General features: G+C 73.8%; 29 protein-coding genes. 15 read left to right on the plus strand and 14 right to left on the minus strand.

Annotated elements, in window-relative coordinates; all coding sequences use genetic code 11:
* Positions 1-54: 54 nt before the first annotated feature.
* From ACLQ22_RS00935 to ACLQ22_RS00960, 6 genes are all read right to left on the minus strand, one after another.
* Positions 55-798 (minus strand): class I SAM-dependent DNA methyltransferase, encoded by a 744-nt coding sequence (locus tag ACLQ22_RS00935; RefSeq protein WP_425690622.1) that lies wholly within the window; start codon positions 796-798, stop codon positions 55-57.
* Positions 782-2,029, minus strand: a complete 1,248-nt coding sequence (locus tag ACLQ22_RS00940; protein ID WP_425690623.1) for an MFS transporter — start codon at positions 2,027-2,029, stop codon at positions 782-784. Before ACLQ22_RS00940 ends, ACLQ22_RS00935 begins: the two co-directional genes overlap by 17 nt.
* A complete protein-coding gene (locus ACLQ22_RS00945) occupies positions 2,026-3,045 on the minus strand; it encodes an alanine racemase (protein WP_425690624.1) in 1,020 nt (339 codons plus the stop codon). The genes ACLQ22_RS00940 and ACLQ22_RS00945 overlap by 4 nt, the downstream gene beginning before the upstream one ends.
* The gene (locus ACLQ22_RS00950; RefSeq protein ID WP_425690625.1) at positions 3,042-4,136 is read right to left on the minus strand and encodes a SagB family peptide dehydrogenase; all 1,095 of its coding nucleotides are present in this window, start codon (positions 4,134-4,136) and stop codon (positions 3,042-3,044) included. Before ACLQ22_RS00950 ends, ACLQ22_RS00945 begins: the two co-directional genes overlap by 4 nt.
* Before the next feature lie 222 nt (positions 4,137-4,358).
* Positions 4,359-5,087 carry a GNAT family N-acetyltransferase gene (locus ACLQ22_RS00955; protein WP_425690626.1) on the minus strand — a complete coding sequence of 243 codons (729 nt, stop codon included), beginning with the start codon at positions 5,085-5,087 and terminating at the stop codon, positions 4,359-4,361.
* A 73-nt stretch (positions 5,088-5,160) separates the two neighbouring features.
* Positions 5,161-5,985, minus strand: coding sequence for an SDR family NAD(P)-dependent oxidoreductase (locus tag ACLQ22_RS00960; protein ID WP_425690627.1), 825 nt, complete (start codon positions 5,983-5,985; stop codon positions 5,161-5,163).
* 119 nt (positions 5,986-6,104) lie between these two features.
* Between ACLQ22_RS00960 and ACLQ22_RS00965 the strand changes: the two genes are divergently transcribed.
* Positions 6,105-7,061: an HpcH/HpaI aldolase/citrate lyase family protein gene (locus ACLQ22_RS00965; protein WP_393258192.1), complete on the plus strand. Its 957-nt coding sequence runs from the start codon at positions 6,105-6,107 to the stop codon at positions 7,059-7,061.
* 57 nt (positions 7,062-7,118) lie between these two features.
* Here the strand turns inward: ACLQ22_RS00965 and ACLQ22_RS00970 are convergent, their stop codons facing one another.
* On the minus strand, positions 7,119-7,649 hold the full coding sequence (locus tag ACLQ22_RS00970) for a DUF4190 domain-containing protein (protein WP_425690628.1): 531 nt from the start codon (positions 7,647-7,649) through the stop codon (positions 7,119-7,121).
* Positions 7,650-7,769: 120 nt separating this feature from the next.
* Here ACLQ22_RS00970 and ACLQ22_RS00975 point away from each other — a divergent pair, with 120 nt between their 5' ends.
* Complete coding sequence (locus tag ACLQ22_RS00975) at positions 7,770-8,675, plus strand: SDR family NAD(P)-dependent oxidoreductase (RefSeq protein WP_425690629.1); 906 nt, start codon at positions 7,770-7,772, stop codon at positions 8,673-8,675.
* Between the two features lie 9 nt (positions 8,676-8,684).
* On the opposite strand, the gene ACLQ22_RS00980 is transcribed toward ACLQ22_RS00975, so the two are convergent.
* Entirely contained in the window at positions 8,685-9,254 is a 570-nt protein-coding gene (locus ACLQ22_RS00980) for a DUF4190 domain-containing protein (protein WP_425690630.1), read from the minus strand.
* Between the two features lie 174 nt (positions 9,255-9,428).
* On the opposite strand from ACLQ22_RS00980, the gene ACLQ22_RS00985 reads away from it, so the two are divergent.
* A complete protein-coding gene (locus tag ACLQ22_RS00985; protein WP_425690631.1) occupies positions 9,429-10,625 on the plus strand; it encodes an acyl-CoA dehydrogenase family protein in 1,197 nt (398 codons plus the stop codon).
* Between the two features lie 237 nt (positions 10,626-10,862).
* Here the strand turns inward: ACLQ22_RS00985 and ACLQ22_RS00990 are convergent, their stop codons facing one another.
* Together ACLQ22_RS00990 and ACLQ22_RS00995 are read right to left on the minus strand one after the other, a co-directional pair.
* Complete coding sequence (locus ACLQ22_RS00990; protein WP_425690632.1) at positions 10,863-11,270, minus strand: CoA-binding protein; 408 nt, start codon at positions 11,268-11,270, stop codon at positions 10,863-10,865.
* An 89-nt stretch (positions 11,271-11,359) separates the two neighbouring features.
* Complete coding sequence (locus ACLQ22_RS00995) at positions 11,360-12,409, minus strand: Rv2578c family radical SAM protein (protein WP_425690633.1); 1,050 nt, start codon at positions 12,407-12,409, stop codon at positions 11,360-11,362.
* Positions 12,410-12,513: 104 nt separating this feature from the next.
* Between ACLQ22_RS00995 and ACLQ22_RS01000 the strand changes: the two genes are divergently transcribed.
* Entirely contained in the window at positions 12,514-12,933 is a 420-nt protein-coding gene (locus tag ACLQ22_RS01000; protein WP_416607110.1) for a thiol-disulfide oxidoreductase DCC family protein, read from the plus strand.
* Here the strand turns inward: ACLQ22_RS01000 and ACLQ22_RS01005 are convergent.
* The 3 genes from ACLQ22_RS01005 to trxA form a co-directional block, all read right to left on the minus strand.
* Positions 12,897-13,805: an HTTM domain-containing protein gene (locus ACLQ22_RS01005; RefSeq protein WP_425690634.1), complete on the minus strand. Its 909-nt coding sequence runs from the start codon at positions 13,803-13,805 to the stop codon at positions 12,897-12,899. The two genes, ACLQ22_RS01000 and ACLQ22_RS01005, sit on opposite strands and share 37 nt — an antisense overlap.
* A complete protein-coding gene (locus tag ACLQ22_RS01010) occupies positions 13,802-14,242 on the minus strand; it encodes a hypothetical protein (RefSeq protein WP_425690635.1) in 441 nt (146 codons plus the stop codon). The genes ACLQ22_RS01005 and ACLQ22_RS01010 overlap by 4 nt, the downstream gene beginning before the upstream one ends.
* A 191-nt stretch (positions 14,243-14,433) precedes the next feature.
* Entirely contained in the window at positions 14,434-14,796 is a 363-nt protein-coding gene (gene trxA / locus ACLQ22_RS01015; protein ID WP_121396727.1) for a thioredoxin, read from the minus strand.
* A 548-nt stretch (positions 14,797-15,344) separates the two neighbouring features.
* Here trxA and ACLQ22_RS01020 point away from each other — a divergent pair.
* The 11 genes from ACLQ22_RS01020 to ACLQ22_RS01070 all read left to right on the plus strand — a co-directional run bounded on the left by ACLQ22_RS01020 (position 15,345) and on the right by ACLQ22_RS01070 (position 24,153).
* The gene (locus ACLQ22_RS01020; RefSeq protein ID WP_425690636.1) at positions 15,345-15,860 is read left to right on the plus strand and encodes a MaoC family dehydratase; all 516 of its coding nucleotides are present in this window, start codon (positions 15,345-15,347) and stop codon (positions 15,858-15,860) included.
* Positions 15,861-15,921: 61 nt separating this feature from the next.
* Complete coding sequence (locus ACLQ22_RS01025) at positions 15,922-16,449, plus strand: hypothetical protein (RefSeq protein ID WP_425690637.1); 528 nt, start codon at positions 15,922-15,924, stop codon at positions 16,447-16,449.
* Positions 16,450-16,543: 94 nt separating this feature from the next.
* The gene (locus ACLQ22_RS01030) at positions 16,544-17,167 is read left to right on the plus strand and encodes a TrmH family RNA methyltransferase (protein ID WP_425690638.1); all 624 of its coding nucleotides are present in this window, start codon (positions 16,544-16,546) and stop codon (positions 17,165-17,167) included.
* Between the two features lie 172 nt (positions 17,168-17,339).
* On the plus strand, positions 17,340-18,041 hold the full coding sequence (locus tag ACLQ22_RS01035; protein ID WP_425690639.1) for a DUF6758 family protein: 702 nt from the start codon (positions 17,340-17,342) through the stop codon (positions 18,039-18,041).
* 133 nt (positions 18,042-18,174) lie between these two features.
* Positions 18,175-18,333: a hypothetical protein gene (locus ACLQ22_RS01040; RefSeq protein ID WP_007455302.1), complete on the plus strand. Its 159-nt coding sequence runs from the start codon at positions 18,175-18,177 to the stop codon at positions 18,331-18,333.
* Positions 18,334-18,339: 6 nt separating this feature from the next.
* The gene (locus tag ACLQ22_RS01045) at positions 18,340-19,215 is read left to right on the plus strand and encodes a PH domain-containing protein (protein ID WP_425690640.1); all 876 of its coding nucleotides are present in this window, start codon (positions 18,340-18,342) and stop codon (positions 19,213-19,215) included.
* Between the two features lie 105 nt (positions 19,216-19,320).
* On the plus strand, positions 19,321-20,328 hold the full coding sequence (locus ACLQ22_RS01050; protein ID WP_425690641.1) for a SigE family RNA polymerase sigma factor: 1,008 nt from the start codon (positions 19,321-19,323) through the stop codon (positions 20,326-20,328).
* Positions 20,329-20,384: 56 nt separating this feature from the next.
* A complete protein-coding gene (locus ACLQ22_RS01055; RefSeq protein WP_425690642.1) occupies positions 20,385-21,602 on the plus strand; it encodes a hypothetical protein in 1,218 nt (405 codons plus the stop codon).
* Positions 21,603-21,650: 48 nt separating this feature from the next.
* Positions 21,651-22,517, plus strand: a complete 867-nt coding sequence (locus ACLQ22_RS01060) for a PHP domain-containing protein (protein ID WP_425690643.1) — start codon at positions 21,651-21,653, stop codon at positions 22,515-22,517.
* Positions 22,518-22,557: 40 nt separating this feature from the next.
* On the plus strand, positions 22,558-23,172 hold the full coding sequence (locus ACLQ22_RS01065) for a MarC family protein (protein ID WP_132231586.1): 615 nt from the start codon (positions 22,558-22,560) through the stop codon (positions 23,170-23,172).
* Between the two features lie 138 nt (positions 23,173-23,310).
* Entirely contained in the window at positions 23,311-24,153 is an 843-nt protein-coding gene (locus ACLQ22_RS01070; RefSeq protein ID WP_425691052.1) for a RecB family exonuclease, read from the plus strand.
* Positions 24,154-24,196: 43 nt separating this feature from the next.
* Here ACLQ22_RS01070 and ACLQ22_RS01075 read toward each other — a convergent pair whose 3' ends face one another.
* Positions 24,197-25,084 (minus strand): oxygenase MpaB family protein, encoded by an 888-nt coding sequence (locus ACLQ22_RS01075; RefSeq protein WP_425690644.1) that lies wholly within the window; start codon positions 25,082-25,084, stop codon positions 24,197-24,199.
* Positions 25,085-25,094: the final 10 nt, after the last annotated feature.

Here is a 25,094-nt window from a genome sequence, read left to right on the forward strand (position 1 = left end):
CCGGCCCTCCGGTCCCTCGCGGCCGGGCGCCGGCGGCGGGCCGGGTGGCGGCCGTCAGGGGCGGCGGGCGACCACGGCGACCCGGGGCAGCGCCTCCGGGTCCGGTACCGGGGTGAGCAGGTCGTCGATCGCGGCGACGTGGCTCGTCACCCAGCCCGCGTCCGCCAGGGCGGCGAGCACGTCGGCCACGGGATGGGCGGTGTTGGTGATCGTCGTGGCGAAGGGGGTCGCGCGGCCGTCGTCGGTGCGTAGCTCACCGGTGACGTGCAGCGGGCGGCGATCGCCGTCGAGCGGGCCCCGGGCCACCACGACCGAGACGGCCTCGTCCTGCCGGCTGACCGGTGGGACGTCGGCGGAGAGTCCCCTGACCGTGGACATGTCGAAGCCGAACCATCCGCCCGGGGCGACCGCCTGGTGGACGCGGCGCAGGTAGGCGCGGACCCGGTCGATTCCGCCGACATGGTTGACGATGTCGTAGGTGGAGACCGCGAACGCGCAGGGCCGCGGCACCTCGAAGTCCACGGCGTCCGCGGCGATCAGCACCGCGTCGGTGCCGGCCAGCCGCTCGCGCGCGCGGGCGATCATCGCCTCGGAGACGTCGACGCCGACGATCCGGTAGCCGGCGGCGGCGAACCGGGCGGCCACGATGCCGGTGCCGCAGCCGACGTCGAGCAGGCTCCGCTCGGCGCCGGGTGCCACGTGCGCGTGCAGCCGCAGCCACGCGTCGCCCATCCGCTCGGGGTACGGCGCCCAGAAGCGGTCATACGCCGTGACGAAGGCGTCAACGTACTCGGCCATCGAGTTGCCTTTCGTAGTGCCGGACGGGGGAACTGGCCAACGGGACGAGCGCGGCGACGAAGATCACCGCGGCCAGACCGAGCAGGGTCGTCCGCACGCCGATCCCGGGTACGACGAAACCGGCGGCGATCATGACCGGCGGTCCGAGTCCCACCGCCCCCAGCCACTCGTACGCGCTCACGCGGGACATCGCCTCCGTCGGCACCTCGGACTGGACGGTGGTCTCCCACAGCACGCCGAAGACGTCGAAGGCGACCCCGGCCAGCACGGCGGCGAGGATCACGAACGGCAGCGCGGCACCGGCTCCGAGCAGCAACGCCGGCAGTCCCAGCATCGACACGGCGAGGACGGCCGTGCGCAGGGGCCGGGTCGTCCTGATCCGCAGCGCGACCAGCACGCCGGCGAACATCCCCACCGCGTACCCGGCGAGGACGCCGGACCACGCGCCCGCGCCGCCCAGGTGCGCTCTGGCGAGCAGCGGCCCCGCGAGCCCGAAGGTGACCCCGACGGCGGCGTTGATCACGGCCGCGCAGAGCACGATCTGCCACAGCCACCGCCGTCGGACGAACTCGCGCCAACCGTCGCGGAGTTCGGCGGGCAGGTTCCGCCGGGCCGTCCGGGTGGTCGCGGTGAGGCGCAGCCGCGCGAGAAGCCCGGCGGCGACGGCGAACGTCGCGGTGTCGAGGGCCAGCGCCCAACCCGGTCCCAGCCAGGTGATCAGCGCCCCGCCCGCGGTGAAGCCCGCCACCGTGGCGGTGTTCGTACCCAGCCGCAGCACGGCGTTGCCGCGCTGCCGCGCCCCGGGCGCGACGAGTTCGGCGGTCAGCCCGTTGAGCGAGGGCAGCAGCAGGGCGGAGGCGGTGCCGGCGACGGCCGCGCAGACGGCGAGGGTGGCGACGCTCGCCCGACCGGTCAGCACCAGGACGGTCATCGCGCCGTACGCCGTGCCGCACATCAGCTCCGCCGCCACGAGTACGCGGTGACGCGGCAGCCGGTCGCCGATGACGCCGCCGAGCAGCATCAGCGCGATCCTGGGCACCGAGATCGCGGCGAGCACCAGCGACAGCGCCGGAGGCGATCCGCCGGGCAGGTCGAGGACGGCGAAGGTCAGCGCGAGTGGCCCCATCGCGTTGCCGAAGACGGAGATCGTCCTGGCCGTGGCGAACAGGACGAACCGGCGCTCGCGCAGCGGGTCCGCCGGGCGGTCCACGGACGCGACGGTGTCGGTCATGCCCGGTCCGGGCGGACCAGTGCCTGCCACCGCGCCACCGGCTCGCCGTTGTCGAGCACGTGCAGCAGCGGCCGGCGGGCCACCACCGGGCACACGTGCCCGGGCAGCACCCGCAACTCGTCGCCCACCGACACCGAGTCCGCGGCGACCGGAGCGCCGTCCGGCCCGGTCATCACGACACCGCTCATCCAGGTCTGGTCGGCGCCCGCGAGCAGCGCGTCGGCGTCGGTGCGCAGCGCCTGCCCGTCGTTACCGGTGACGGTCGTGGTGACGGCGATCGCGACCGCCTCGGGATCGCACTCGCCCAGCCGGGCCAGCCCGCCGTCGAGCAGCGCGTACGCGCCGGCGCACACCTCGGTCACGCCGGCGACGTCCAGCGCGCCGGCGAGGGTGGGGGTGCCCCCGACGCTCACCTCGGGGCAGGGCGACCCGGCCGCGCGGATCCGCTGGGCCACCGACACCAGCAGCCGCGCCTGGCGGCGGCCGAGATCCTCCCGGTCGTGCGCGGCGGCGGGATCGACGATCCCCACGTACCCGGTCACGCCCGCCAGGCGCAGCCCGCCGGTCCTCGCGACCGCGGCGGCCAACTCCCCGGCCGCGTCCGGGTCGACGCCGACCCGGTGCAGACCGGTGTCGACCTCGATCCGTACGCCGAGTTCGACGCCGTGCGCCTCGGCCGCCGCGCCGAGCCCGGCCACGGCGTCCGGGTGGTCCACGTGCACCGTCACCGCGCAGTGCCGGGCGAGCCGGGCGAACCGGGTCCACCGCCACGGATCGCGCCACGGCCACGCCACCGCCACGTCCGTCACGCCCACCGCGACGTAGGCCTCGGCCTCCGCCGCCGAGTGGACCGCGACGCCCACCGCGCCCGCGGCCACCTGCCGGGCGGCGATCTCGGGGCTCCGGTGCCCCTTGACGTGCGCCCGTAGGGCCACCCCGGCTTCGGCCGCGCGCCTGCCGTACCGCGCGATGTTCGCGTCCAGCCGGGCCAGGTCGACGGTCACCCTCGGCGTCATTCGCCCCGTCCGTGCCAGGCGTCCGGGGGGAAGGAGAAGGCCGCGTCGCCGCCCGCGAGCATCGCCGCCTGGCGGTCCCGCTCGGCGGGGTGCGGCACGCCGACGCCGGACACGCCGAGGAAGATCTCGTCCGGCCAGGACAGGCCGAGGGCGTCCTCGACGGGCGCGTCGCGGGTGGCGGCGGTGAAGAACGTCCCGAGACCGAGCGCGGTCGCGGTCAGGTATACGGTCTGGCTCAGGTGACCGACGTCGAGCAGCAGCGCACGGTACGCGCGCGCGGCCGGGTATTTCCACACGGTCCGGTCGAGCACCGCCGCGTACATCAGCAGGAAGCCGGCCTGGGCGGCGTGCGGCTGACCGCCGCACCACTCGCGCAGCTGGTCCTCGCCAGGAGCGGGCGCGAGCCGCACCAGCTCGTGGCGGCGCACCGCGTAGTGGTAGACGCCGGGCTCAAGCCCTTCCACGTCGCGGACCACCGGATAGACCTCGACCGGGTGGCGGGCCCCGCCGGAGGGGGCGGTCTTGAGCAGCGCCGTACCGACTCCGGAGACGTCCACCTCGCGGCGGACCCCGGCCGTCCAGCGCAGCAGGGCGGCGAACGCCGACAGCGGCACCGGGCTGTCCGGGTCGAACCATCGCGTCGACCGCCGGGCGTCGAGGACCGCGGTGAAGTCGACGGCGGGCGGGTCGGCGGGGGGCAGGGCGATCCGCGGACCGTCGTGCTCCTTGACCGGCTCCGGCTGGCCGGTCTTGGCGCGGAGCACCGCGGCGTCCTCGGCGGCCGAGCGGAAGACGTCGCTGCCGAGCGTGCGGCTGGCCAGGTGGTAGTAGGTGGCCGCCGGGCCCAGGTCGCGCCAGGCGCCGAGGCGTTCCTCCCGGGCGTGTTCGGGCGAGCCCTCGGCGACGAGGACGTGGGCGTCGAGGAGCTGCTGCGCGAGCCGGCCGTCGAGCTCGGCCCAGTCGGCGTAGTCGCGCAGCAGCCTCTCCGCCTCAACGGTCAGCGCGAACTGCCGGTGCCTCAGCGGGTCGTCGCAGACCAGTTGGCCGTCACGCCACAGGAAGACGACCAGCCGGGACACACGGACACGCATGACTACTCAGGCTTCGACCGGTCAGGCCTCGACCGGAGGCTCCAGGCAGGTCAGTTCCTGGTCGTAGTCGTCGGACGCCACCGGCTCGAAGGCCTCGATCTGCTCGGTCATGTGGGAGCTCCCCTCACTAATCGGCGTTGATCACTGTGTTGCACCGTATCAGACCGTCCACAGTGAACACAGCTCCCGGAGGGGAACGAGCCTGTCCGCACCCGCGCCGGTTCAGACCTCGTGGACGTCCAGCACCCGGGTGGTCGGGGCGGCGTCGCCCAGTTCTTCGCGCAGCGCCACCCGCTCCGGGTCGGCCAGGAAACCGTCGTAGCCGTCGCGGGTGTCGAACCGGATCAGGTGCACCTCCGTACGCCCGTCGCCGGTGCGCTGCCGACGCTCCAGCCGCCCGCCGTGCCGCCCGAGCAGGCCGAGCACCGCGTCCTCGTACCGCTGGCCGGCCTCGACCGCGTCGGGGGCCAGCTCCACCAGCGCCACCAGGCGCACGGCGGCGGCCGGGTCGGTGACCAGCGACTTGAAGAAGTGGTGGTCGACGTGGCCGCCGGGGATGCCCTCCCTTCGGCCCGTGTCGAGGTAGCCGTGCCGGCGGTAGAACTCCGGCGCCTGGAACGAGAACGAGGAGACCGACATCTCCGTGCAGCCGCGCCGGCGGGCCTCGTCCTCGGCGGCGCGCAGCAGCCGGCCGCCCCAGCCCTCGCCGCGGCGGTCCTCGCGCACCCACACCATGTTGATCCCGGCGCAGCCGCCCCAGGACCAGCCGGTGAGGCCGGCCACCAGCTCGCCGTCGGCGTCGTCGACCCGGACGTTGAGGGTGGCCTCGTCGTCCGCGCCGGTGGCCCGGTTGTTGAAGATGGTCAGCTCGGCGTCGAGCCGGCCCGGAAGCTCCTTGTCCTCGCCGAGCACGCGCAGGATGGCGCCGGCGTCGTTCCCCGTGGTCGTCATGCGGCGGAGTATCGCAGCGCCCCGGCCCCGGTGACACCGCAAATCCGGCGGCACCGTCTGCCGGGCGGCCCCGCTATCCGGCGATGCCGACGGCGTCGGCGCTGGCCGCCCAGAGACGGGCGGCGAGCTGCGGGTCGGCCGCCTTGGGCAGCGGTCGGCGCAGCCGCCGGTCGATGTGGTAGCCGCCCGTCACCAGCCGCTCCGGGTCCTGGTGGGCCAGCCAGACCAGTGTCTCCGCGCCCTTCTCCGGGCTGCGCAACGGCAGGATCCGCATGCCCAGGGCGACCAGTCGGTTGTCGTTGCCGAACCGGCTGCGCACCACCCCCGGGTGGAAGGAGTACGCGGGGACCTCCGGCCAGCGCCGGGCCGCCTCGGCCGCGAAGAGGATGTTCGCCTGCTTGCTGGTGCCGTACGCCCGCATCGGCCAGTAGCGGCGCAGCGGGGCGTTCAGGTCGGCCGGGTCGAGCACGCCATGGCGGTGCGCGCCGGAGGCCGTCACCACCATCCGGCCGATCCGGTCGCGCAGCAGGTTGCTGAGCAGGAACGGGGCCAGGTGGTTGGCCTGGATCGACAGCTCGAAGCCGTCGACCGTGGTGAGCGGCTGGAGCGCGATCGCACCGGCGTTGTTGGCGAGCACGTCGATCCGGTCGTACGCCTCGCGCAGCTTCCCGGCCAGCCGGCGGACGTCGTCCAACACCGCGAAGTCGGCCCGGAACAGCTCCGGCCGCTCGCCGGACGCCTCCCGCACCTGTTCCGCCGCGGCCTGGAGCCGGGCCGGGTCCCGGCCGACCAGTACCACCTGGTCACCGCGGCGCGCCAGGTCGACGGCGGCCGCCAGCCCGATGCCCGAACTGGCCCCGGTCACCACCACGAGCCGACGCCCAGTGAGATCTTCCACAGGTTCATTCACCCCGGTCACGGCACGAGGTTACCGTGGCGTCACAAAGACCTTTGGGATCGTTAAGTCCTCGTCAGGTGACGTCGGCGTGCCCGCCGCACGCTGGAAGGAGCACATCCATGGCCGCAGTCGGTCGCCCCCGCCGGTCCTGCCTCGCGGTACCCGGCTCCAGCGTCAAGATGCTCGGCAAGGCCCAGGGCCTCCCGGCCGACCAGGTCTTCCTGGACCTGGAGGACGCGGTCGCCCCGCTGGCCAAGCCCGACGCCCGGAAGAACATCGTCGCGGCGCTCAACGAGGGCGACTGGTCGGGCAAGACCCGCGTCGTGCGGGTCAACGACCTGACCACGCCGTGGACCTACCGCGACGTCATCGACGTGGTGGAGGGGGCCGGCGCCAACCTCGACTGCGTCATGCTGCCGAAGGTGCAGAACGCGGCCCAGGTGCAGTGGCTCGACATGACGCTGACCCAGCTGGAGAAGACGCTCGGCCTGGAGGTCGGCCGGATCGGCATCGAGGCCCAGATCGAGAACGCCGCCGGCCTGGTCAACGTGGACGCCATCGCGGCCGCCTCGCCCCGGGTCGAGACCATCATCTTCGGTCCGGCCGACTTCATGGCCTCGATCAACATGAAGTCCCTGGTGGTCGGCGCGCTCATCCCGGACTACCCGGGCGACCCCTACCACTACATCCTCATGCGCATCCTGATGGCGGCCCGGATGCACGACAAGCAGGCCATCGACGGCCCGTTCCTGCAGATCCGGGACGTGGACGCGTTCCGTGAGGTGGCCAAGCGCTCGGCGGCGCTCGGCTTCGACGGCAAGTGGGTGCTGCACCCGGGCCAGATCGACGCCGCGAACGAGGTCTACTCGCCGGCCCAGGCCGACTACGACCACGCCGAGCTGATCCTCGACGCGTACGAGCACTACACGTCGGAGGCGGGCGGCAGGCTCGGCGCGGTGATGCTCGGCGACGAGATGATCGACGAGGCGTCCCGCAAGATGGCCCTCGTGGTGGCGGCGAAGGGCCGGGCCGCAGGCATGACCCGCACCTCGTCGTTCACCCCGCCGGCGGAGTAGTTCCGCCCTTCCGATCGTCCGTGCCGCCCCGGTCCACGCCGGGGCGGCACCGTCGCGTCAGTAGCTGCTGCTGTTGCCGGACTGGGAGATCGCGAAGACGATGATCGCCACGTAGAAGAGGACCACCAGCAGGTACAGGCCGGTGACGATCCAGCCGACGATGATGCCAGCCTTCGCCATGCCCTCGCCGCCCTCGCCGGACTGCCGGATCTGGTTCTGCGCGACGTGGCCGAGGATCGCGCCGATCGGCGCGGTGATGCAGGAGCCGATGCCGACCAGCGCGAGCACCAGGGCGGCGATGGCGAGGCCGTTGGTCTTCAACGCGGGGGCGTAGCCGTATGGCGGGTAGGCCGGCGGATATGCGGCGGGCCCGGGCTGCCCGGAGGCCTGCTTCATCCCGGCGTACGGGTCGCCGCCCGCGTACGGGTCCGGGGCGTACGGGTCCGCCGGGGCGTACGGGTCGGCGCCGGTGGGCTGGGCGGGGACGGGTTGACCGCTCACCGGGAGGGCGGGGTCGGCGGGCGGGCTCGACTGCTGGCCCGACCACGCCGGGTCGTTCCAGCCGCCGGAGGGCGGGGGATATGTCATTCGTCTGCTCCGTAGGGTCGGGGTGCGCCCGTCAGGGTAGTCAGCCCTGCCCAGACCCCGAGGTGTCGCCACCGGGTGTGCCGCGTTGCCCGCGCCCGGGGAAGCGGGCAGGATCCTGGCATGGTGATTGACGCGCGAGCCGCGGACCGCTCCGGCAGCCGACCGAGACGGGACGCGAGCCGCCCCGGCGTGGCCCGGCGCACCCGCGCCGCCGCCCAACCGGGCGCCGCCGGCACCGACGAGCCCGCGCCGCTGCCGGACCCGGTGACCATGCGGCTCGACGGGAAGGTCGCCCTGGTCACCGGGGCGGGCAGCCCGGACGGCATCGGGTACGCGACGGCCCGCCGGCTGGCCGACCTCGGCGCCCGGGTGGCCATCGTCTCCACCACCCGACGCATCCACGAACGGGCCGGCGAGCTGGGCGTGACCGGCTTCGTCGCCGACCTCACCGACGAGTCGGAGGTGGGCGCGCTCGCCGACGCGGTCGCCGAGCAGCTCGGGGACGTCGAGGTGCTGGTCAACAACGCCGGGCTGGCCAGCCGGGCCAGCCCCGAGGTGCTGCGCCCGGTCGCCCAGCTCAGCTACGACGAGTGGCGCGGCGAGATCGACCGCAACCTCACCACCGCGTTCCTGTGCAGCCGGGCCTTCATCGGCGGCATGGCCGAGCGGGGCTGGGGCCGGATCGTCAACCTGTCGGCCACCGCCGGGCCGGTCAACGCCCTGCCGACCGAGGCGGCCTACGCGGCGGCCAAGGCGGGTGTGGTCGGGCTGACCCGGGCGCTGGCGATGGAGATGATCGCCGACGGGGTGACCGTCAACGCGGTCGCGCCGGGCACCATCCACACCGCGGCCTCGACGGTGGCGGAGATCAGGCAGGGCCTCGGTACCCCGGTCGGCCGCCCCGGCACACCGGACGAGGTGGCCGCGGCGATCGCCTTCCTCTGCTCGCCGGCCGCCTCGTACATCACGGGGCAGATGCTGGTGGTGGACGGCGGCAACAGCGTCCGGGAGGCCGAGTTCCGCTGATCTGAGGGCTCAGTAGTTGGGGCCGCTGTTGCCGGCGACGGCGAACAGCGCGATCCAGCCGCAGCAGGCCAGCAGGCCGAGCCCGGTGATGACGTAGCTGAGGATGAGGCCCCACGTGGCGAGCTGGTCGCCCTCCTCGCCTGTGGTGCGGATCTGCCGCTTGGCCAGATGCCCGAGGACGATGCCGGCCGGGGAGAAGACGAACGCGAAGACCAGCGAGAGGATGGCCAGCACGTTCGTCCCGCCGGGCCGGTGACCGGACGGCGGGCCGTACTGCCCATAGGGCACCTGCGGGGTGTACGGGGGCTGGTGTGCCCACTGCTGCCCGTGCGGCGGCTCCCCGGGCTGCTCGTAGCTCGGCTGCCCGTAGGAGGGCTGCTCGTGCGACGGCTGTCCGTAGCCGGGCCGTTCGTAGGACGACTGTTCGTAGCCGGGCTGCTCGTAGGACGGCTGCTCGTAGGACGGCGGTTCGGGGGCGGGCGGCGGCTCGTACCGTGACGGGTCGTGCCCCGGCGGGGGCTCCCAGGGCGACGGCGACCGGTCCGGATCGGGCGGCCCCGACGACGGTGGCTGGCTCACGGTCTCCTCCTGCCGGTGGCGGATCGCGTCCCCTCTTGCCGGACGCTACCCGCAGCGGTGAACCTTTTCACAGCGGTTGTGTGGACTGGTCACCTTGGCCTCGACCGCCGTGCGGCCAATACTGACGAAGCGTTCAGTTACCCATGAGTAAGGCGCCGACCCCCGGAGGCTGAGATGGCCCGACTCGCCCAGACGCCCGGCCTGACCGATGTGCAGCGGTCGATCCTGGAGACCGTCCGGGAGTTCGCCGACAAGGAGATCATCCCGCACGCGCAGCGGCTGGAACACGCCGACGAGTACCCGAGCGACATCCTCGACGGGATGCGCGAGATGGGGCTCTTCGGCCTCACCATCGACGAGGAGTACGGCGGGCTCGGCGAGTCCCTGCTCACCTACGCGCTGGTGGTCGAGGAGCTGTCGCGGGGCTGGATGTCGATCTCCGGCATCGTCAACACCCACTTCATCGTCGCGTACCTGATCTCCCAGCACGGCTCCGCCGAGCAGAAGGCCCGGCTGCTGCCGAAGATGGCGACCGGCGAGGTGCGCGGCGCGTTCTCGATGTCCGAGCCCGAGTGCGGCTCCGACGTCTCCGCGATCAAGTCGAAGGCCGTGCGCGACGGCGACCGGTACGTCATAAACGGCCAGAAGATGTGGCTGACCAACGGGGCGTACTCCTCCGTGGTGGCGACCCTGGTCAAGACCGACACCGGCGCCGACTCCGTCTACGGCAACATGAGCACCTTCCTGCTGGAGAAGGAGCCCGGCTTCGGCGAGACCGCGCCCGGCCTGACCATCCCCGGCAAGATCGACAAGATGGGCTACAAGGGCGTCGAGACCACCGAGATGGTGCTCGACGGGGTGACCGTCCCCGAGTCCGCCGTCCTCGGCGGCGCGGAGAAGGTCGGCCGCGGCTTCTACCAGATGATGGACGGCATCGAGGTCGGCCGCGTCAACGTGGCCGCCCGCGCCTGCGGCATCTCGATCCGCGCCTTCGAACTCGCCGTCGCGTACGCCCAGCAGCGCCGCACCTTCGGCCAGCCGCTCGCGAAGCACCAGGCCATCGCGTTCAAGCTCGCCGAGATGGGCACCAAGATCGAGGCCGCCCACGCGCTCATGGTCAACGCCGCCCGGCTCAAGGACGCCGGCCAGCGCAACGACGTCGAGGCCGGCATGGCCAAGCTGCTCGCTTCGGAGTACTGCGCCGAGGTCGTCCAGGAGGCGTTCCGCATCCACGGCGGCTACGGCTACTCCAAGGAGTACGAGATCGAGCGGCTCATGCGGGAGGCCCCGTTCCTGCTCATCGGCGAGGGCACCTCGGAGATCCAGAAGACCATCATCTCCCGGGGCCTGCTCAAGGAGTACAAGCTCTGACGCCTGCGCCGCGCCGGCGGCACCGGCCCACGGGCGGTGCCGCCAGCCGGCCCCTGTCGAGCTGAATCGTCCACGACATCGCCCGGGACGTGCGGGCGTGAGTCGGCTGCGACACCACCCGGAACGCGGGCGTGAGTCGCCCCTGACATCGCCCGGGGCCGTGCGGCGCGAGTCGTTCACGACATCAGCTCGACAGGGCCGAGCCGACGGCACCCACGCCGCCCGCCGTACGCCCGATCAGCCCAGTCGGGTCAGGCCGGCGGCGGCGCGCTCGACGATCAGGCAGCGGTCCTCGACGTAGTCGATGCCCGCCTCAGTGGCGATCCGCCGCGCCTCGGCCGAGACGATGCCGAGCTGCAACCAGACCGCCGGCGCGCCGATCGCCACCGCCTCGCGCACCACGTCGACCGCGTCCTGCGCCGGCCGGAACACGTCGACCAGGTCCACCGGATGCGGGATGTCGGCCAGGGACCGGTAGACCCGCTCACCGAAGAGTTCGTCGGCCGTCGGGTTGACCGGGATGATGCGCCAGCCGTACCGCTGCATCTGCAACGGCACGCTGTGCGCGGCCTTGCGCGGGTCGCGGGACGCGCCCACGACGGCGATCACGGCGGAGTCGGCGAGGATCTGCTGAGCGGAGCGCACCTGCCGACTCTAACCCCGCCGCTCAGCCCCCGCCCGCGAGCGCGCGGCCGGACCCCTCGTGCTCGTCTCCCTTACGCCGGCAGCGCCGTCTACAGGAGAGTGAGTTGCTCGGCGGCCGGCGGCGCGGGAACCGGGTCGGTCGGGCGGCGGTCGTCGCCGCGCTCGCCCCGGTGCAGCCCGTGCCGGCGGGCCGCGATGCGCACCCGCGCCGTCAGCTCCCGCTGGTAGGACTGCGGGGCGTACGCGCCGGAGCGGTAGAGCTCGCGGTAGCGGGGGACCAGGTGCGGGAACTCGCGGCCGAGCCAACGCGCGTACCACTCCCGGGCCCCCGGCCGCAGGTGCAGCGCCAACGGCGTCGCGCTGCTCGCCCCGGCGGCGGCGATGGCCGCCACGGTCGCGTCGATCGAGGCGTCGTCGTCGCTGAGCCCGGGCAGGATCGGCGCCATCAGCACGCCGACGTCGAAGCCGGCGTCGGCCAGCGCCCGTACGGCGTCGAGCCGCCGCCTCGGGCTGGGGGTGCCCGGCTCGACCGCGCGCCAGAGCCGCTCGTCGACGAAGCCCACCGAGTACGACACGCCGACCCGGGTGACCTCGGCGGCCTGGCGCAGCAGCGGCAGGTCACGCAGGATCAGCGTGCCCTTGGTAAGGATCGAGAACGGGTTGGCGAAGTCGCGCAACGCCGCGATGATCTGCGGCATGAGCTGGTAGCGCCCCTCGGCCCGCTGGTAGCAGTCGACGTTGGTGCCCATCGCGACGTGCGCGCCCCGCCAGCGCGGCGCGGCCAGCTCCCGCCGGACCAGCTCACCGGCGTTGACCTTGACGATGACCTTCCGGTCGAAGTCCGCCCCGGCGTCGAGGTCGAGATAGGTGTGCGTGTTACGTGCAAAGCAGTATTTGCATGCATGACTGCATCCCCGGTAGGGGTTGATCGTCCACTCGAACGGGACCCGGGACGTGCCGGGCACCTTGTTGATGATCGACTTGGCCTGCACCTCGTAGAACGTCATGCCGGCGAAGCCCGGGGTGTCGAAGGTGCGGGCGACCGCGCCGGGCAGCGCCAGCGGCAGGGGTGGTGTCGCCGGCGCTGCCCGGTCGGGGACCCCCTCGTCCGGGGGAGCGGCGAGGTTGTCCCAGCGCATGGCCTTCATTCGAACACGCGCGTACGAGCGGAGCGCAAGCCACCCGCCGTGTTCCCGACCACCTCGCCGCCGGACGCACGGTCGGCGGGTGGAGGATGGAGGGCATGGAGAGGTCGACGTTCGTCTACGACGGGGACTGCGCGTTCTGCACCCGGTGCGCCGAGTTCATCGACCGGCGCATTCCGACCGGCGTGCGGGTGGTGCCGTGGCAGTTCGCCGACCTCGACGCGCTGGGCCTGAGCGAGGCCGAGTGCGAGGAGGCGGTGCAGTGGGTGGGCGCCGACGGTTCCCGCGCGGCCGGCCCGGACGCGATCGCGCGGCTCCTCGGCGACAGCGGTCCGTTCTGGCGGGTGGCGGGCGCCGGCCTGCGGTTCCCCCCGGTACGCGCCGCCGCGTGGCCCGCGTACCGCTGGGTGGCCCGCAACCGGCACCGGCTGCCCGGTGGCACGGCCGCCTGCGCGCTGCCGCAGGAGGCGCGGGAGCGCCTCTACGGACCGTCCGGTCGCCCCGCCGCGGACGCCTGACCCGCGAGTGCCGGCGCGGCGCCGGCGGGCGCTCCGGTGTCCCGCCCCCGGCGGGTGAGCAGCCGGCGCGCCCAGACCACCGGCCGGACCCGCTCCAGCGGCAGGAAGGCGGTCATCGCCGCGAGGTGCGGGGCGAACGAGATCGTGATGGTCGCGACGGTGACCAGGTGGAACGAGTAGAAGAAGCCCACGGTGGCCAGTCGCCAGCGCTCCCTGAGCAGGAAGACCACCGGGCTGAGCAGCTCGAACGCGACGATGCCGAACTGGGCGACGATCAGCAGGTACGGCACCGAGGCGAGCAGATCGGCCAGTTCGGTGCCCCGCCGGAGGATGGCCCGGGCCAGCACCGAGCCGGTGAGCCAGTCCAGCCCGCCGAAGCGCAGCTTGGCCCAGGCGGCCAGGAAGTACGTGCAGATGACGGCGATCTGGGTGACCCGCAGGGCCCAGCCCCCCGCCTCGGTGCGGGTGGCGTCGCCGTGCCGGGCCCGGCCCGCGGTGGGCAGCACGGCCAGGGCGACGAGCAGGCCGAACCGGTCGTGGTCGACCTTGCCGTAGCTCATCGCGACGATCATCCACTCGAAGTAGAGCGCGAAGACCGCCCAGCCGAGCAGGCGTGGTGCCCGGCCGGTCGCGGCGAGCAGGGCGAGCAGCAGCAGGGCCCAGAAGACGACGGTGACCAGCGTCTGGGTCGGCGTCGGCAGGGGCAGCACGCGGCCCACCAGCAGCGGCTGGTAGAGCTCCCCGGGCACCGCCACCCGGGTGCGCACCCAGGGGGTGAAGACGACCAGGTCGGCGGCGACGAAGAGGTAGATCAGCGTGCGGAAGGCGGCCACCCGACCGCGGGGCACCGCCTCGGTCAGCCAGCGGCTCACCGGTCCGCCTGCCAGGCGACCACGGTCTCGTCGGTCCAGCGGCCGGTGGGTCGCCCGTGGCGGATGCCGTGCCAGCGGACGACGATGCGGACCTCGACCAGCTCCGCCGCGCCCGGGTGGCGCTCGGCGTACGCGTCGGCGACCTCGGCGAGCAGCGCGGGGTCGGCGGCGTAGCGGCTCTGCTGGCCCTCGATCTCGGCCCGGCGGATGCCGGTGGCCCGCTCGCCCAGGTCGACGACCGCTCCGCTGCTGTCCACGCCCTCGACGCGGGTGTCCGGGGCGGGGGAGTTCGGCGGGTTGGACGTGGAGTACATCCGGAACGGGCCGAACGGGAAGTGGTCGTCGGTGCCCCAGGCGGTGCCGGCCAGCAGGACGGTCAGGCCGAGGGCGGTGGCGGCGAGCCGGGCGGCGCGACCGCGGGTGGTCAAGGTTTCCATCGGGTCGTGACGATACGGGATGTACCGCCCGCCCCGGCTCCCTCCGACGGCCACTTCCCGCTGGCCGGCGGGCCAGGGGCGCCTGCGTCCACGGCCGCGGGCGGAGCGCGTGTGCCGGTCCCCCCGTCACCCGGCGGGTGGACGACGACGGCCGGGCCCGTCGGGGCCCGGCCGTCGTGGAGCGCCGCGGCTCAGTGGCTGTGCCCGGCCAGCTTGTTGCGGACGTCGTCCATGTCGAGGGCCTGGACCTGCTCGATCAGGTTCTCCAGGGCGGACTCGGGGAGGGCGCCGGGCTGGGCGAAGACGATGACGCCGTCGCGGATCGCCATGATGGTCGGGATCGAGCGGATGTCGAACTTGGCGGCCAGCTCCTGCTGCGCCTCGGTGTCGACCTTGCCGAACACGATCTCGGAGTGCTTGTCGGAGGAGCGCTCGTAGACCGGGGCGAACCGCTTGCACGGGCCGCACCACTCGGCCCAGAAGTCGACCAGCACGATGCCGTCGCTGCCGGTCACCTCGTCGAAGTTTGCCGTGGTCAGCTCTACGGTTGCCATGAAAGTCTCCGATCGGCGCGGAATAGCTACGTCTGGTGGAACCAGGGCGTACCGCGTGGAATTCCCGGCCCGCCCCCGCCGAAACGTCCTCGTCACGGCGTTGCGCAGGTCACGTTCGCATCGATGTCGGTTGTTCCCGCCTGCCGTTGCGGTACGCAAGTGCACGACGCATTTGCGTGACCGGTCGTGATGGGAGCGTTTCCATGGAGATCGACACGATTGACCGGAACGAATGAGCAATCAGGCGGTTGACAAGCGGCTATCCGGCGTGTGGAGATCGCCGGGGGCCGGTCGGTCAAGCACGCACAGTAGTGTTACGAAAAGGTAAATGTGACCTCCGTCTCTGTTCGGGTCCCCTTGTCGTGCGGCAGAATCTTCCGCATCAGAGCGTGGGCGGCGGGTGCCGGGGAGGGCCCCGCCGCTCATTGCGTCTCCCCCCGGTTGTGGCGGTGTGACATTTCCGCACGCCCCGCGCCCCGCGCCTCGCCTTAACACTCCATAAGGCATGCTGTGCCGAACTCCATCGCCGCCCGTCGAAGGGGACAAGGATGCAGTTCGGCCGCTACTACGAGGAGTTCGAGGTCGGCGCGGTCTACCGGCACTGGCCCGGCAAGACGGTCACCGAGTACGACGACCACCTCTTCTGCCTGCTCACCATGAACCACCACCCGCTGCACATGGACGCGCACTACGCCGCGACGGCGAGCCAGTTCAAGCGCAACGTGGTGGTCGGCAACTACATCTACTCCCTGCTGCTGGGCATGTCGGTGCCCGACGTCAGCGGCAAGGCCATCGCGAACCTCGAGGTGGAGTCCCTGCGGCACGTGGCGCCCACCTTCCACGGCGACACGATCTACGGCGAGACCACCGTGCTGGACAAGCGCGAGTCGTCCTCCAAGCCCGACCGGGGCGTGGTCTCCGTGGAGACCCGGGGCTACAACCAGGACGGCACGATGGTGTGCGTGTTCCGCCGCCGGGTGATGGTCCCCAAGAAGGAGTACGCGGCGACGGCGGTGCCCGAGGGCGTCGACCCGGAACGGCCCAGCTTCCCCGAGCCGCGCTGATCGACGGGCCCTTCTCATCCGGGTTCCGGGTGGTAGGGGCCCTTTTTCCGATCCGGGGCATATGCTGGCGCCGGAGGTCCCCATGAGCCACTCCGTCGCCGGAGAGCCGTCCTCTGCCGGCCGCCGTGCCGCACCGCTGACCACCGCCGTCTACTCCGCCGCCGAGTGGGATCTGCTGACCAGCCTGCCCGGCCGCGTGATCGTGGCCGCCGCCGCGCCCGGCCCCGGACGGCAGCACCCGGGAGTCGCCGCCGGGCTCGCGGGCCTGGACGCGGTCGCGGCCGGCCGGGCCTTCGACAGCGATCTCGTACGCGCGGTGGTCGCCGCCATCTACGCCCGGCACGACGGGGCGACCGATCCCGTCGAGCGCCTCGCCGACGTGGTGGACCTGCTCGCCGCCTGCCGGGCCGCGACCCGGGTGCTGCGGCGGCGGGCCGACCCCGCCGACTCGGCCGCGTACCGGCAGTGGGTGCAGTCGGTGGCGGCCCGGGTGTGCAGGGCGGCGACGGCCGGGGCCCCGGGGCTGCCGCCGGCCCCCGCCGACCGTCGCTTCCTCGACCGGCTCGGCGGGGCGCTGGGGCTGCGCTGAGCCGCGCCGGGCGGTCCGTCCGCCCCGGCCCGGGGCAGTGGCGCGCCGGGGTGGCGACCCGGGGCGGGGCCCGCAGGCCGTACCCTGCGTGACCGTGACCGGAGACCAGCTCGACGTCGGCGTGGGACCGTGGCCCGGGGACCCGCCGGACGACCCGCGGTACGACCCCGAGCTGCTCGCCGAGGGCGACCGGCGCAACGTCGTCGACCGGTACCGCTACTGGCGGCGCGAGGCCGTGGTGGCCGACCTCGACCGGCGGCGGCACGACTTCCACGTGGCGATCGAGAACTGGCAGCACGACTTCAACATCGGCACGGTCGTCCGCAACGCCAACGCCTTCCTCGCCGCCGAGGTGCACGTCGTCGGCCGCCGGCGGTGGAACCGGCGCGGTGCCATGGTGACCGACCGCTACCAGCACGTCCGGCACCACGAGACCATCGAGGAGTTCGTCGCCTGGGCGGCCGGGCGGGAACTGCCGGTCGTCGGCATCGACAACCTGCCCGGCTCCCGACCGCTGGAGAGCACCACCCTGCCCCGGCGCTGCGTCCTGCTGTTCGGGCAGGAGGGCCCGGGCCTCTCGGACCCGGCGCGTGCCGCCTGCGACCAGCTCTTCTCGATCGCCCAGTACGGCTCCACCCGGTCGATCAACGCCGGCGTGGCCAGCGGCATCGCCATGCACGCCTGGATCCGTGCACACGCCGGTCCACCACCGGGCTGATCGGGCCCGAGACGGTCCCGCCCGACGCGGCCCGGGCACCGCCGAGCGGGCCCGATGCGGTCCCGTCCGGCGGCACCGCTGAGCGGGCCCGATGTAGGGCCGCCCGACGCCGTCCGGCGGCACCGAAACGGGCGCTCCGCTTGACGGGGCGGCGTGCGGGGGTGACGGTGGGATGGTGAGTGTCGCGGTGAGTTGCCCGAAATGTGGTGGACCGGTGCGGGCGCCGGACCTGATGCACACCGAGTCGCGCTGCCTGGACTGCGGGCCGGTTTCCCCGCTGCACGTGCCCGAGCACATCGGGACCGACATCGTGGCCAGCGTGGTGGACCGGATCGTCGCCGCCGCCGACCCGCCGACCCGGCCGAGGACGCCGTTGTGGTGCCCGTGGCCGCTGCCGACCGGCTGGACCATGACCGGCGTGGCGTACGCCGGCGACGACCGCACCGGGGTGCGTGCCACGGCGGTCGCCTGCGCCGGGCCGGAGCCACTCGGCGGGGGCCCCGCGGACCTGGTCTTCGTGGCCGAGGAGCCGGGCGTCGGCCTGGGCACCCGGTTCGCGGGGCTGGCCGGCCCGGATCCGGGCCCGGAACTCGCGCAGGCGTTGACCGATCCCGGGCCGGGGCATCCGGAGCACGTCGGGCAGGCCAGGATCAAGGTGGCCGGTCATCCCACTCCACTGTGGCTCGTGAACTCGCCGACGGATCGAAGCGCGTACGCCGGCGAGGCTCGGGGATTGTGGCTCCATGCGATAGCCTGGCCGGCGAGTGCGGGTCACCTGCTCGCGGAAGATGTCGTGCTGCACGACCTGACCGAGTGGACACCGCCCGAGCTCGTGTACGGCGCACCGTCTCCGTATCTGCACGGGAAGGCTTGACGGGCCTCAGGGCTTGACAGGCATCCCGGAATGTCGGAGAACGGACGCAGATATTCACTGTACGACACCACACTGATACTCTGGGTGCCGCTGCGGTAATGGGACCCGGCGCCGCGCGAGAGGATGGCCCGCCATGGTCAAGAAGGTCCTCACCTGGGCCGGAATCGCATTCTTGATCTTTTTCGTCGCATATCGGCCAAATTCTGCGGCGGACGTGTTCAAGTCACTGGGCGGCGGGATCATGGACATCGCCCAGGGGTTCGGCGACTTCTTCACCAGCCTCGTCGCCTAGCCGCCGATGGGAAACCCCTCCGGTCCACCCTTCGATCCCGACGATCCCGATCGGGAGCGCCGGGAGCGAGACACGGAGCCGATCCCTCGGATCGGTCCCGACGACGGGCCGGGCTACGGCACCGGTCCGGGCCTCTCCGACGGCCCCTCCCTCTCGGATGACGCCGGCTTCGGTGACGGCCCGGCGTACGCCGGGGAGGGGCGGTCCGGTCGGGCCTGGGTCCGTGACCCGGAGGCCGGCTACCAGCCGCCGCAGATCTCCGAGGACGAGCTGGCCGGTCTGCGGGCCGACGCCGCCGGCATGGCGCCGCGCCGGGTGCTGCCGTTGGAGGACGAGCCCAGCTCGCTGGTGGCCCGCTACCTCTTCCCGACCGAGCGCTACCGGGGCGAGTGGAAGCGGCACTGGATCCACCTCTCCACCCCACTGCTGGTCGGCATCGCCGCCACCTTCGTGCTGGGCTACCTCTCCGGCTTCCTCGCCGGGCAGGACGTGGGCGCGCTCACCACGATCGCGGTGCTGCTCTGGTTCGCTGTGATGGGGTGGGTGGCCTGGAAGGTCGCCGACTGGTGGTACGACCGCTTCATCCTGACCAACAAGCGGGTGATGGTGGTCAACGGGATCATCACCCGGCGGGTCGCGATGATGCCGCTGGTCCGGGTCACCGACATGAAGTACGAGCAGACCCCGACCGGCCGGGCGCTCAACTACGGCACGTTCGTGCTGGAGTCCGCCGGTCAGGAGCAGGCGCTGCGTGAGATCAAGAACCTGCCCAACCCCAACGAGCTCTACCTGCGCGTCGTCGAGGAGATGTACGAGCCGCAGGCGGTCGAGGCACGGCTGGGCAAGGAGGCCGACGAGGCCAAGGCCGACGACGGGGCGTGAAACTTTTCGTCCGAACATCGGAGGAACTGCGCACCGTTCGCCGTCGACCCGAGCACCCCGGGCATGGCAACCTGCCAGGGAAACGGGGCGCGGAGGTGGCCGGTGGTGAGCAGGGATCCCTTGGAGGAGGAGTTCCGCGACTTCGTCGCGGCCCGCTCCAGCGCCCTACTGCGCACCGCCTACCTGCTCAGCGGGGACTGGGCCACCGCCGAGGACCTGTTGCAGACCGCGTTGACCAAGACGTACCTGGCCTGGAAGCGGCTCGGCGGGATCGAGGCGATCGAGCCGTACGCCCGCCGGGTCATGATCAACACTTCGACCAGCTGGTGGCGGCGGCGTTGGCACGGTGAACGCCCCACCGAGGTGCTGCCGGAGCGGCCCGGCATCGACGAGATCGAGCAGCAGCTCGACCGGGACCTGCTCTGGCGTCACCTGAGCGCGCTGCCCAGCCGGCAGCGGGCGGTGCTCGTGCTGCGCTTCTACGAGGACATGTCCGAGGCGCAGACCGCCGCGCTGCTCGGCATCTCGCCGGGCACGGTCAAGAGCCAGACGTCGCGCGCCCTGGGCACCCTGCGCCGCCGGATGGGCGCCGAGGCCGCCCTCGACCTGCCGACCGGGGCCGACCCGACCCCGGCCCTGCCCCGGGACGACGGCACCGACCGGTCCACCCCCGCCCGCGGCGGCGCGGACCGTCCCGCTCCCGCGCAGGGCGGCGCCGACCGTCCCGCGCCGGTCCGCCGGTCGACGGCCTACGGGGCGCCGACGATGGTGGTGGGCGAGGACGCGGCGGCCGTGGTCGCGGCGACGAACGCCAGGCCACCGCTCGTCGCGCCGGCCGCGGCGGGCAGCGCCGCCGTCCCGGGCGGTGCCGCCACCGAACCTCCGGCGCAGGCGGCCACCGAACCTCCGGCGCAGGCGGCCACCGTGCCTCCGGCGTCGGACGCCGGGCGTCGCACGCCGGACGCCGAGCCGACCGACGAGTCGGCGGGCGACCCGGTGCCCGTCGCGTCGGGGGCGCGGGCCGGAGCCGGGGCGCGTACCGCCCGCGACGAGCAGCGCGGCCGGCAGGCCGCCTTCCCGGTCGTACCGGCCGGCACCGGGGAACACCGGTGAGCCGTCCGGTCGGCCGTGGTGACAACCGGACCGAAGGCCCGACGCGTCCATTCGCCGTGACCGAGGACGAGCTGGAGCAGGCGGTACGGGAGGCGTTCGCCCGCCGGGTGTCCGTCGCGCGCCCGCTCGTCGCCGATCCGGCGGGGCTGGCGATCCGGCGGGCCGACCGGTCCCGGCGCCGGCGGACGCTGACCGGGATCGCCCTCGCCGCGGTGGCCACCGTGACGGTCGGCGCCGGGATGGCGCAGCTGGGGCAGCAGCCCGGCCGACCCACCCATCCCACGGTGGTGCTCGGCGACCCGTACGCCTCGCCGCTGCCGGACCCGACCCCGCAGCTGTCGGCCGTCCCGAAGGCCGACCTGGGCCGGGGCGAGGTGGACCTCATCCTCCACGACGTGCTGGTCACCGTCGGCGGGCAGCGGCTCCCCCTGCCCGAGGTGGGCACGGCCGCCGAGCGTGCCCAGCGGCTGCCCGACGGGGCCGGTTGGGCGGTGGTGGGCGCGCCGACGGCGGCCGGCCGGTCGCTGTGGGTCGTGCTGCCGAACGGCACGGCGCACCTGCTGCTGGCCGGGGCGCGGGACATCGTCCTCAGCCCGGACGGGCGGCAGGTCGCCTGGCGGGAGGGGGCGGATCTGGTCGTCGCGGGCATCGTCGGCACCCAGGTCGTCGCCGCCGCCCGCACTCCGGCACCGTCCGACGCGGCGCCGGTCGCCTTCGCCGGCGACACGGTCCTGGTCCGCCTCGACCCGGACCGGCCCGGTCACGCCCTGTGGCGCCCGGCGGCGGGTCCGCCGCGCGACGCGGGCGACGCGGCCCTGCACGTCTACGGCGCCCGCCCCGACGGGCTGGCGGTCGCGCTGGTCTCCGCCGGCACCCCCCGCCGACCCTGTATAGCCCTGCTCGACCCGGCCCGGAACCTCGCGCCGGTGCGGACCGGGTGCGGGCCGACGCTGGCCGGCGACGGAGCCGGCGGGGTGTCCGCCGACGGGCGGTGGCTCCTGGCCAACGGGAAGGCGGGCCGGCAGGACCGCGCGTTGCTGGTCGACCTGGACCGGCTCGCCCCCGCACCGGCGACCCGCCCGGCCGGCCCGCCCGTGGCCGGGCCGGTGGCGTGGACGCCGCGGGGGACGGCCCACTACCCGGACGCGGACGGCGCCCTGGTGCGGGTCGAGGTGAGCCGGGCACTCGACGGCGAGGTGTCCGTGTCCGTGCCCGTGACCGGCCTGCCCGAGGGAGAACGCGCGGTGCCGGTGGGCGGCGACCGCCGTCCCTGACCGCGCCCGCGCGCCCGGGGCGGGCCGCCGGCCGGTAGCGTCGGGCCGATGAGCGCGGCACCGCGGATCGACCTGCACACCCACTCCACCGCCAGCGACGGCACCCTCAGCCCGGCCGAGCTGGTGCGGGCGGCGGCGGAGTCGGGGCTGGACGTCGTGGCGATCACCGACCACGACACCACGGCCGGCTGGACGCCGGCCCTGGCGGCGCTGCCGGCCGGGCTCAGCCTGGTCCGTGGCGCCGAGCTCTCCTGCCGGTGGTACGGCGAGGAGCCGGCGCTGCCGCTGCACCTGCTGGCGTACCTGTTCGACCCGGACGCCCCGGAACTCGTCGCGGAACTGGCCCGGGTGCGGGCCGCCCGCGAGGAGCGGGGCGAGCGGATCGTGGCGCTGCTGCGGGCCGACGGGATCGACGTGAGCTGGCCGGAGATCCTGACCGGCGCGGGCGGCGGGACCGTGGGCCGGCCGCACATCGCGCAGGCGCTGATCCGGGCCGGCCTGGTGGCCACCACCACGGAGGCGTTCGGGCCGGACTGGCTGGGCGAGCGCTACCGCCTACCCAAGGAGGACATCGACGTCTTCCGCGCGGTCCGGCTCGTCCGCGCGGCGGGCGGCGTGCCGGTCTTCGCCCACCCCCGGGCCACCCGGCGGGGGCGGATCGCGCCCGACGAGCTGATCGCCGACCTGGCCGCGATCGGGCTGGCGGGGCTGGAGGTCGACCACGAGGACCACTCTCCGGCCGAGCGGGCGCACGTGCGGGCCCTGGCCGACGAGCTGGGCCTGCTGGTGACCGGCTCGTCGGACTTCCACGGCACCCACAAGACCGTCCGGCTCGGGGCGTTCACCACCGACCCCGGGGCGTACGAGCGGATCGTCGCCGAGGCGAGCGGAGTGACCGAGGTCGCTTCCGGCTGATCCGCGTTTCCGCCCACGGCGGCGCGGCTACGTTGATCACGTGGATGCCAAGCTGTTCGGCGAGGTCTTCGTGACCCTGCTGGTGATCGTCGACCCGCCGGGCATGATGCCCATCTTCCTGGCGCTGACCGGCCCGCTGACTGCGCGGGACCGCAACCGCGCCGCCTGGCAGGCCGTCGCCCTGGCGCTGGGCGTGATCGTGATCTTCGCGGTGGCGGGGCAGACGCTGCTCGACTACCTGCACGTGGACCTGCCGGCCCTCCAGGCCGCCGGCGGGTTGCTGCTCATCCTGGTGGCGCTGGAGCTGCTGACCGGCAAGGCCGACGACCCGAGCCAGCAGGTCACCTCGAACATCGCCCTGGTGCCGCTGGGCACACCGCTGCTGGCCGGTCCCGGCGCCATCGTGGCCACCATGCTCTTCGTCCAGCAGGCCGACGGCGGGGCGGACGTCACGGCCATCGCCGCCGCGATCGTGGCCGTGATGGTCACCGTGTGGGTCGTGCTGCGGTTCTCCGGCGGGATCGTCAAGATCCTGCGTCCCGGCGGGATCGAGGTGCTGACCCGGATCGCCGGCCTGCTGCTGGCCGCGATCGCGGTGCAGCTCATCGCGGACGCGGTGGCCGCGTTCGTGACCCAGTACGCCAACATGACCTGACCGGCGGCCGGTTCCGTCGGGGGTGGATGGCAGGATCGCGGTGTGCGACGAGCCTCTTCAGCGGGACGGTCCTCCACCGGCGGCGGCCGGGCGCCCCGGCAGCGCGGCGAGCAGCCCGAGCAGCTCGGCTTCGAGGGCATGCCGGAGCGGCTCTTCGTCTGCACCCCCAGCAAGCTGGGCGCCTACGCCGACTGTCCCCGGCGCTACCGCTACTCCTACGTCGACCGTCCGGCCCCGCAGAAGGGTCCGCCGTGGGCGCACAACTCCCTCGGCGCGAGCGTGCACACTGCCCTGAAGAACTGGTACGCGCTGAGCCCTGACCGGCGCCGGCCGGAGGCGCTCGCCGCGTTGCTCAAGGGCACCTGGGTGCGCGAGGGCTACCGCGACGACGAGCAGGAGCGGGCGGCCTACCGGCGGGCCCTGGGCTGGCTGGAGTCCTACGTCGAGACCCTGGAGCCCGGTGCCGACCCGCTCGGCGTGGAGCGGGTGGTGGCGGTCAAGACCGCCGTGCTGGCCTTCAACGGCCGGGCCGACCGGATCGACTCCCGCCCCGGGCCCGACGGCCCGGAGCTGGTGATCGTCGACTACAAGACGGGCCGCACGGGGCTGGACGCCGACGACGCGCGCGGCTCGCAGGCGCTGGCGCTCTACGCGTACGCCGCCGAGCGGGTGTTCCGCCGGCCGTGCCGCCGGGTGGAGCTGCACCACCTGCCGACCGGCACGGTGGCCGCGCACGAGCACACCGTGGAGTCCCTGGCCCGGCAGCTCACCCGCGCGGAGGAGACCGCCCGCGACATCATGGCCGCCGAGCGGGCGGTCGCCGACGGGGAGGACCCCGACGAGGCGTTCCCGACCACGCCGGGCCCGCGCTGCGGCTGGTGCGACTACCGGCGCACCTGCCCCGTGGGGGCGCAGGCGCCGGGCAAGGAGCCGTGGGCGGCCGTCGAGCGCGCCGCCGATCCGGTGCCCGGCCAGGACTGAGCGGCAGGGCACGGCCCAGCCGGCAGCCGCCCAGCCGTCGCCCTCAGGCCGGCGTGCCGGCGAGCCGGGCGGCGCCCGGGGCCGTCAACGTGGCGGCGGCGGCGCGTTCCTTGGCGGCCTGCTGCAACGGCCCCTCCCGCCACCGGCGGGGCAACGCGGCGAGGGTCAGCCGCAGCGCCCGGACGCTCAGGTCGGCCGAGAGCGCGGTCGTGGGCAGGCCGAGCCCGCCGTACATCCGCCGGGCCCAGGCCGGCAGCAGCGCGAGCGCCGTGCCGGCGATGCCGAAGTACGCCCAGCGGGGCGGCCCGAGGTTGAGCCCGATCCGGGCGGGCAGGCTGAGCTTCCACGGGATCGGCGGCGCGGTGAGGAAGAGCGCGGTCTCGGCCGCCTCGCGGGTCATCCGCAGCTCCGGACGGATCCGCCGGTAGTAGTCGGCCACCTCGGCGGCGGTGCCCGGCACCGTCGCCGGGTCGAGGCCGACCAGGGCGGCGGAGCGCCGCTGCTCGGTGTAGTAGCCGTCGATCTCGTCGGCGGTCAGCGGCAGCCCGGCCCGGCGGGCCGTGTCGAGGAACGACTCGACCTCGGTGACGTGCACCCAGCGCAGCAGTTCGGGGTCGTCGACCCGGAACTCCTCCCCGGTGAACAGGTCGGTGGCCCGCAGGCGGGCGTGCCGGCGGCGGACCCGGAGCCCGGCGGCCTCCGCCTCGGCGGTGGTGCCGTAGATGGTGGTGCCCACGTAGGTGGCGGTGCGCACCAGGCGGCCCCAGGCGTCGGAGCGGTAGTTGCTGTTCTGGGCGACCCCGGCCATGGCCCGGGGATGCAACGACTGGAGGTAGAGCGAACGCAGGCCGGCGACGATCAGGATCGGCTCCTCGTGCACCTTCCACGTGACCGAACCCGGACCGAAGAGGCCGAGGTCATCGGAGTCCACCGCCCAAGCG

Source organism: Micromonospora sp. DT178, from assembly GCF_049841695.1.
Taxonomy (GTDB): Bacteria; Actinomycetota; Actinomycetes; order Mycobacteriales; family Micromonosporaceae; genus Micromonospora.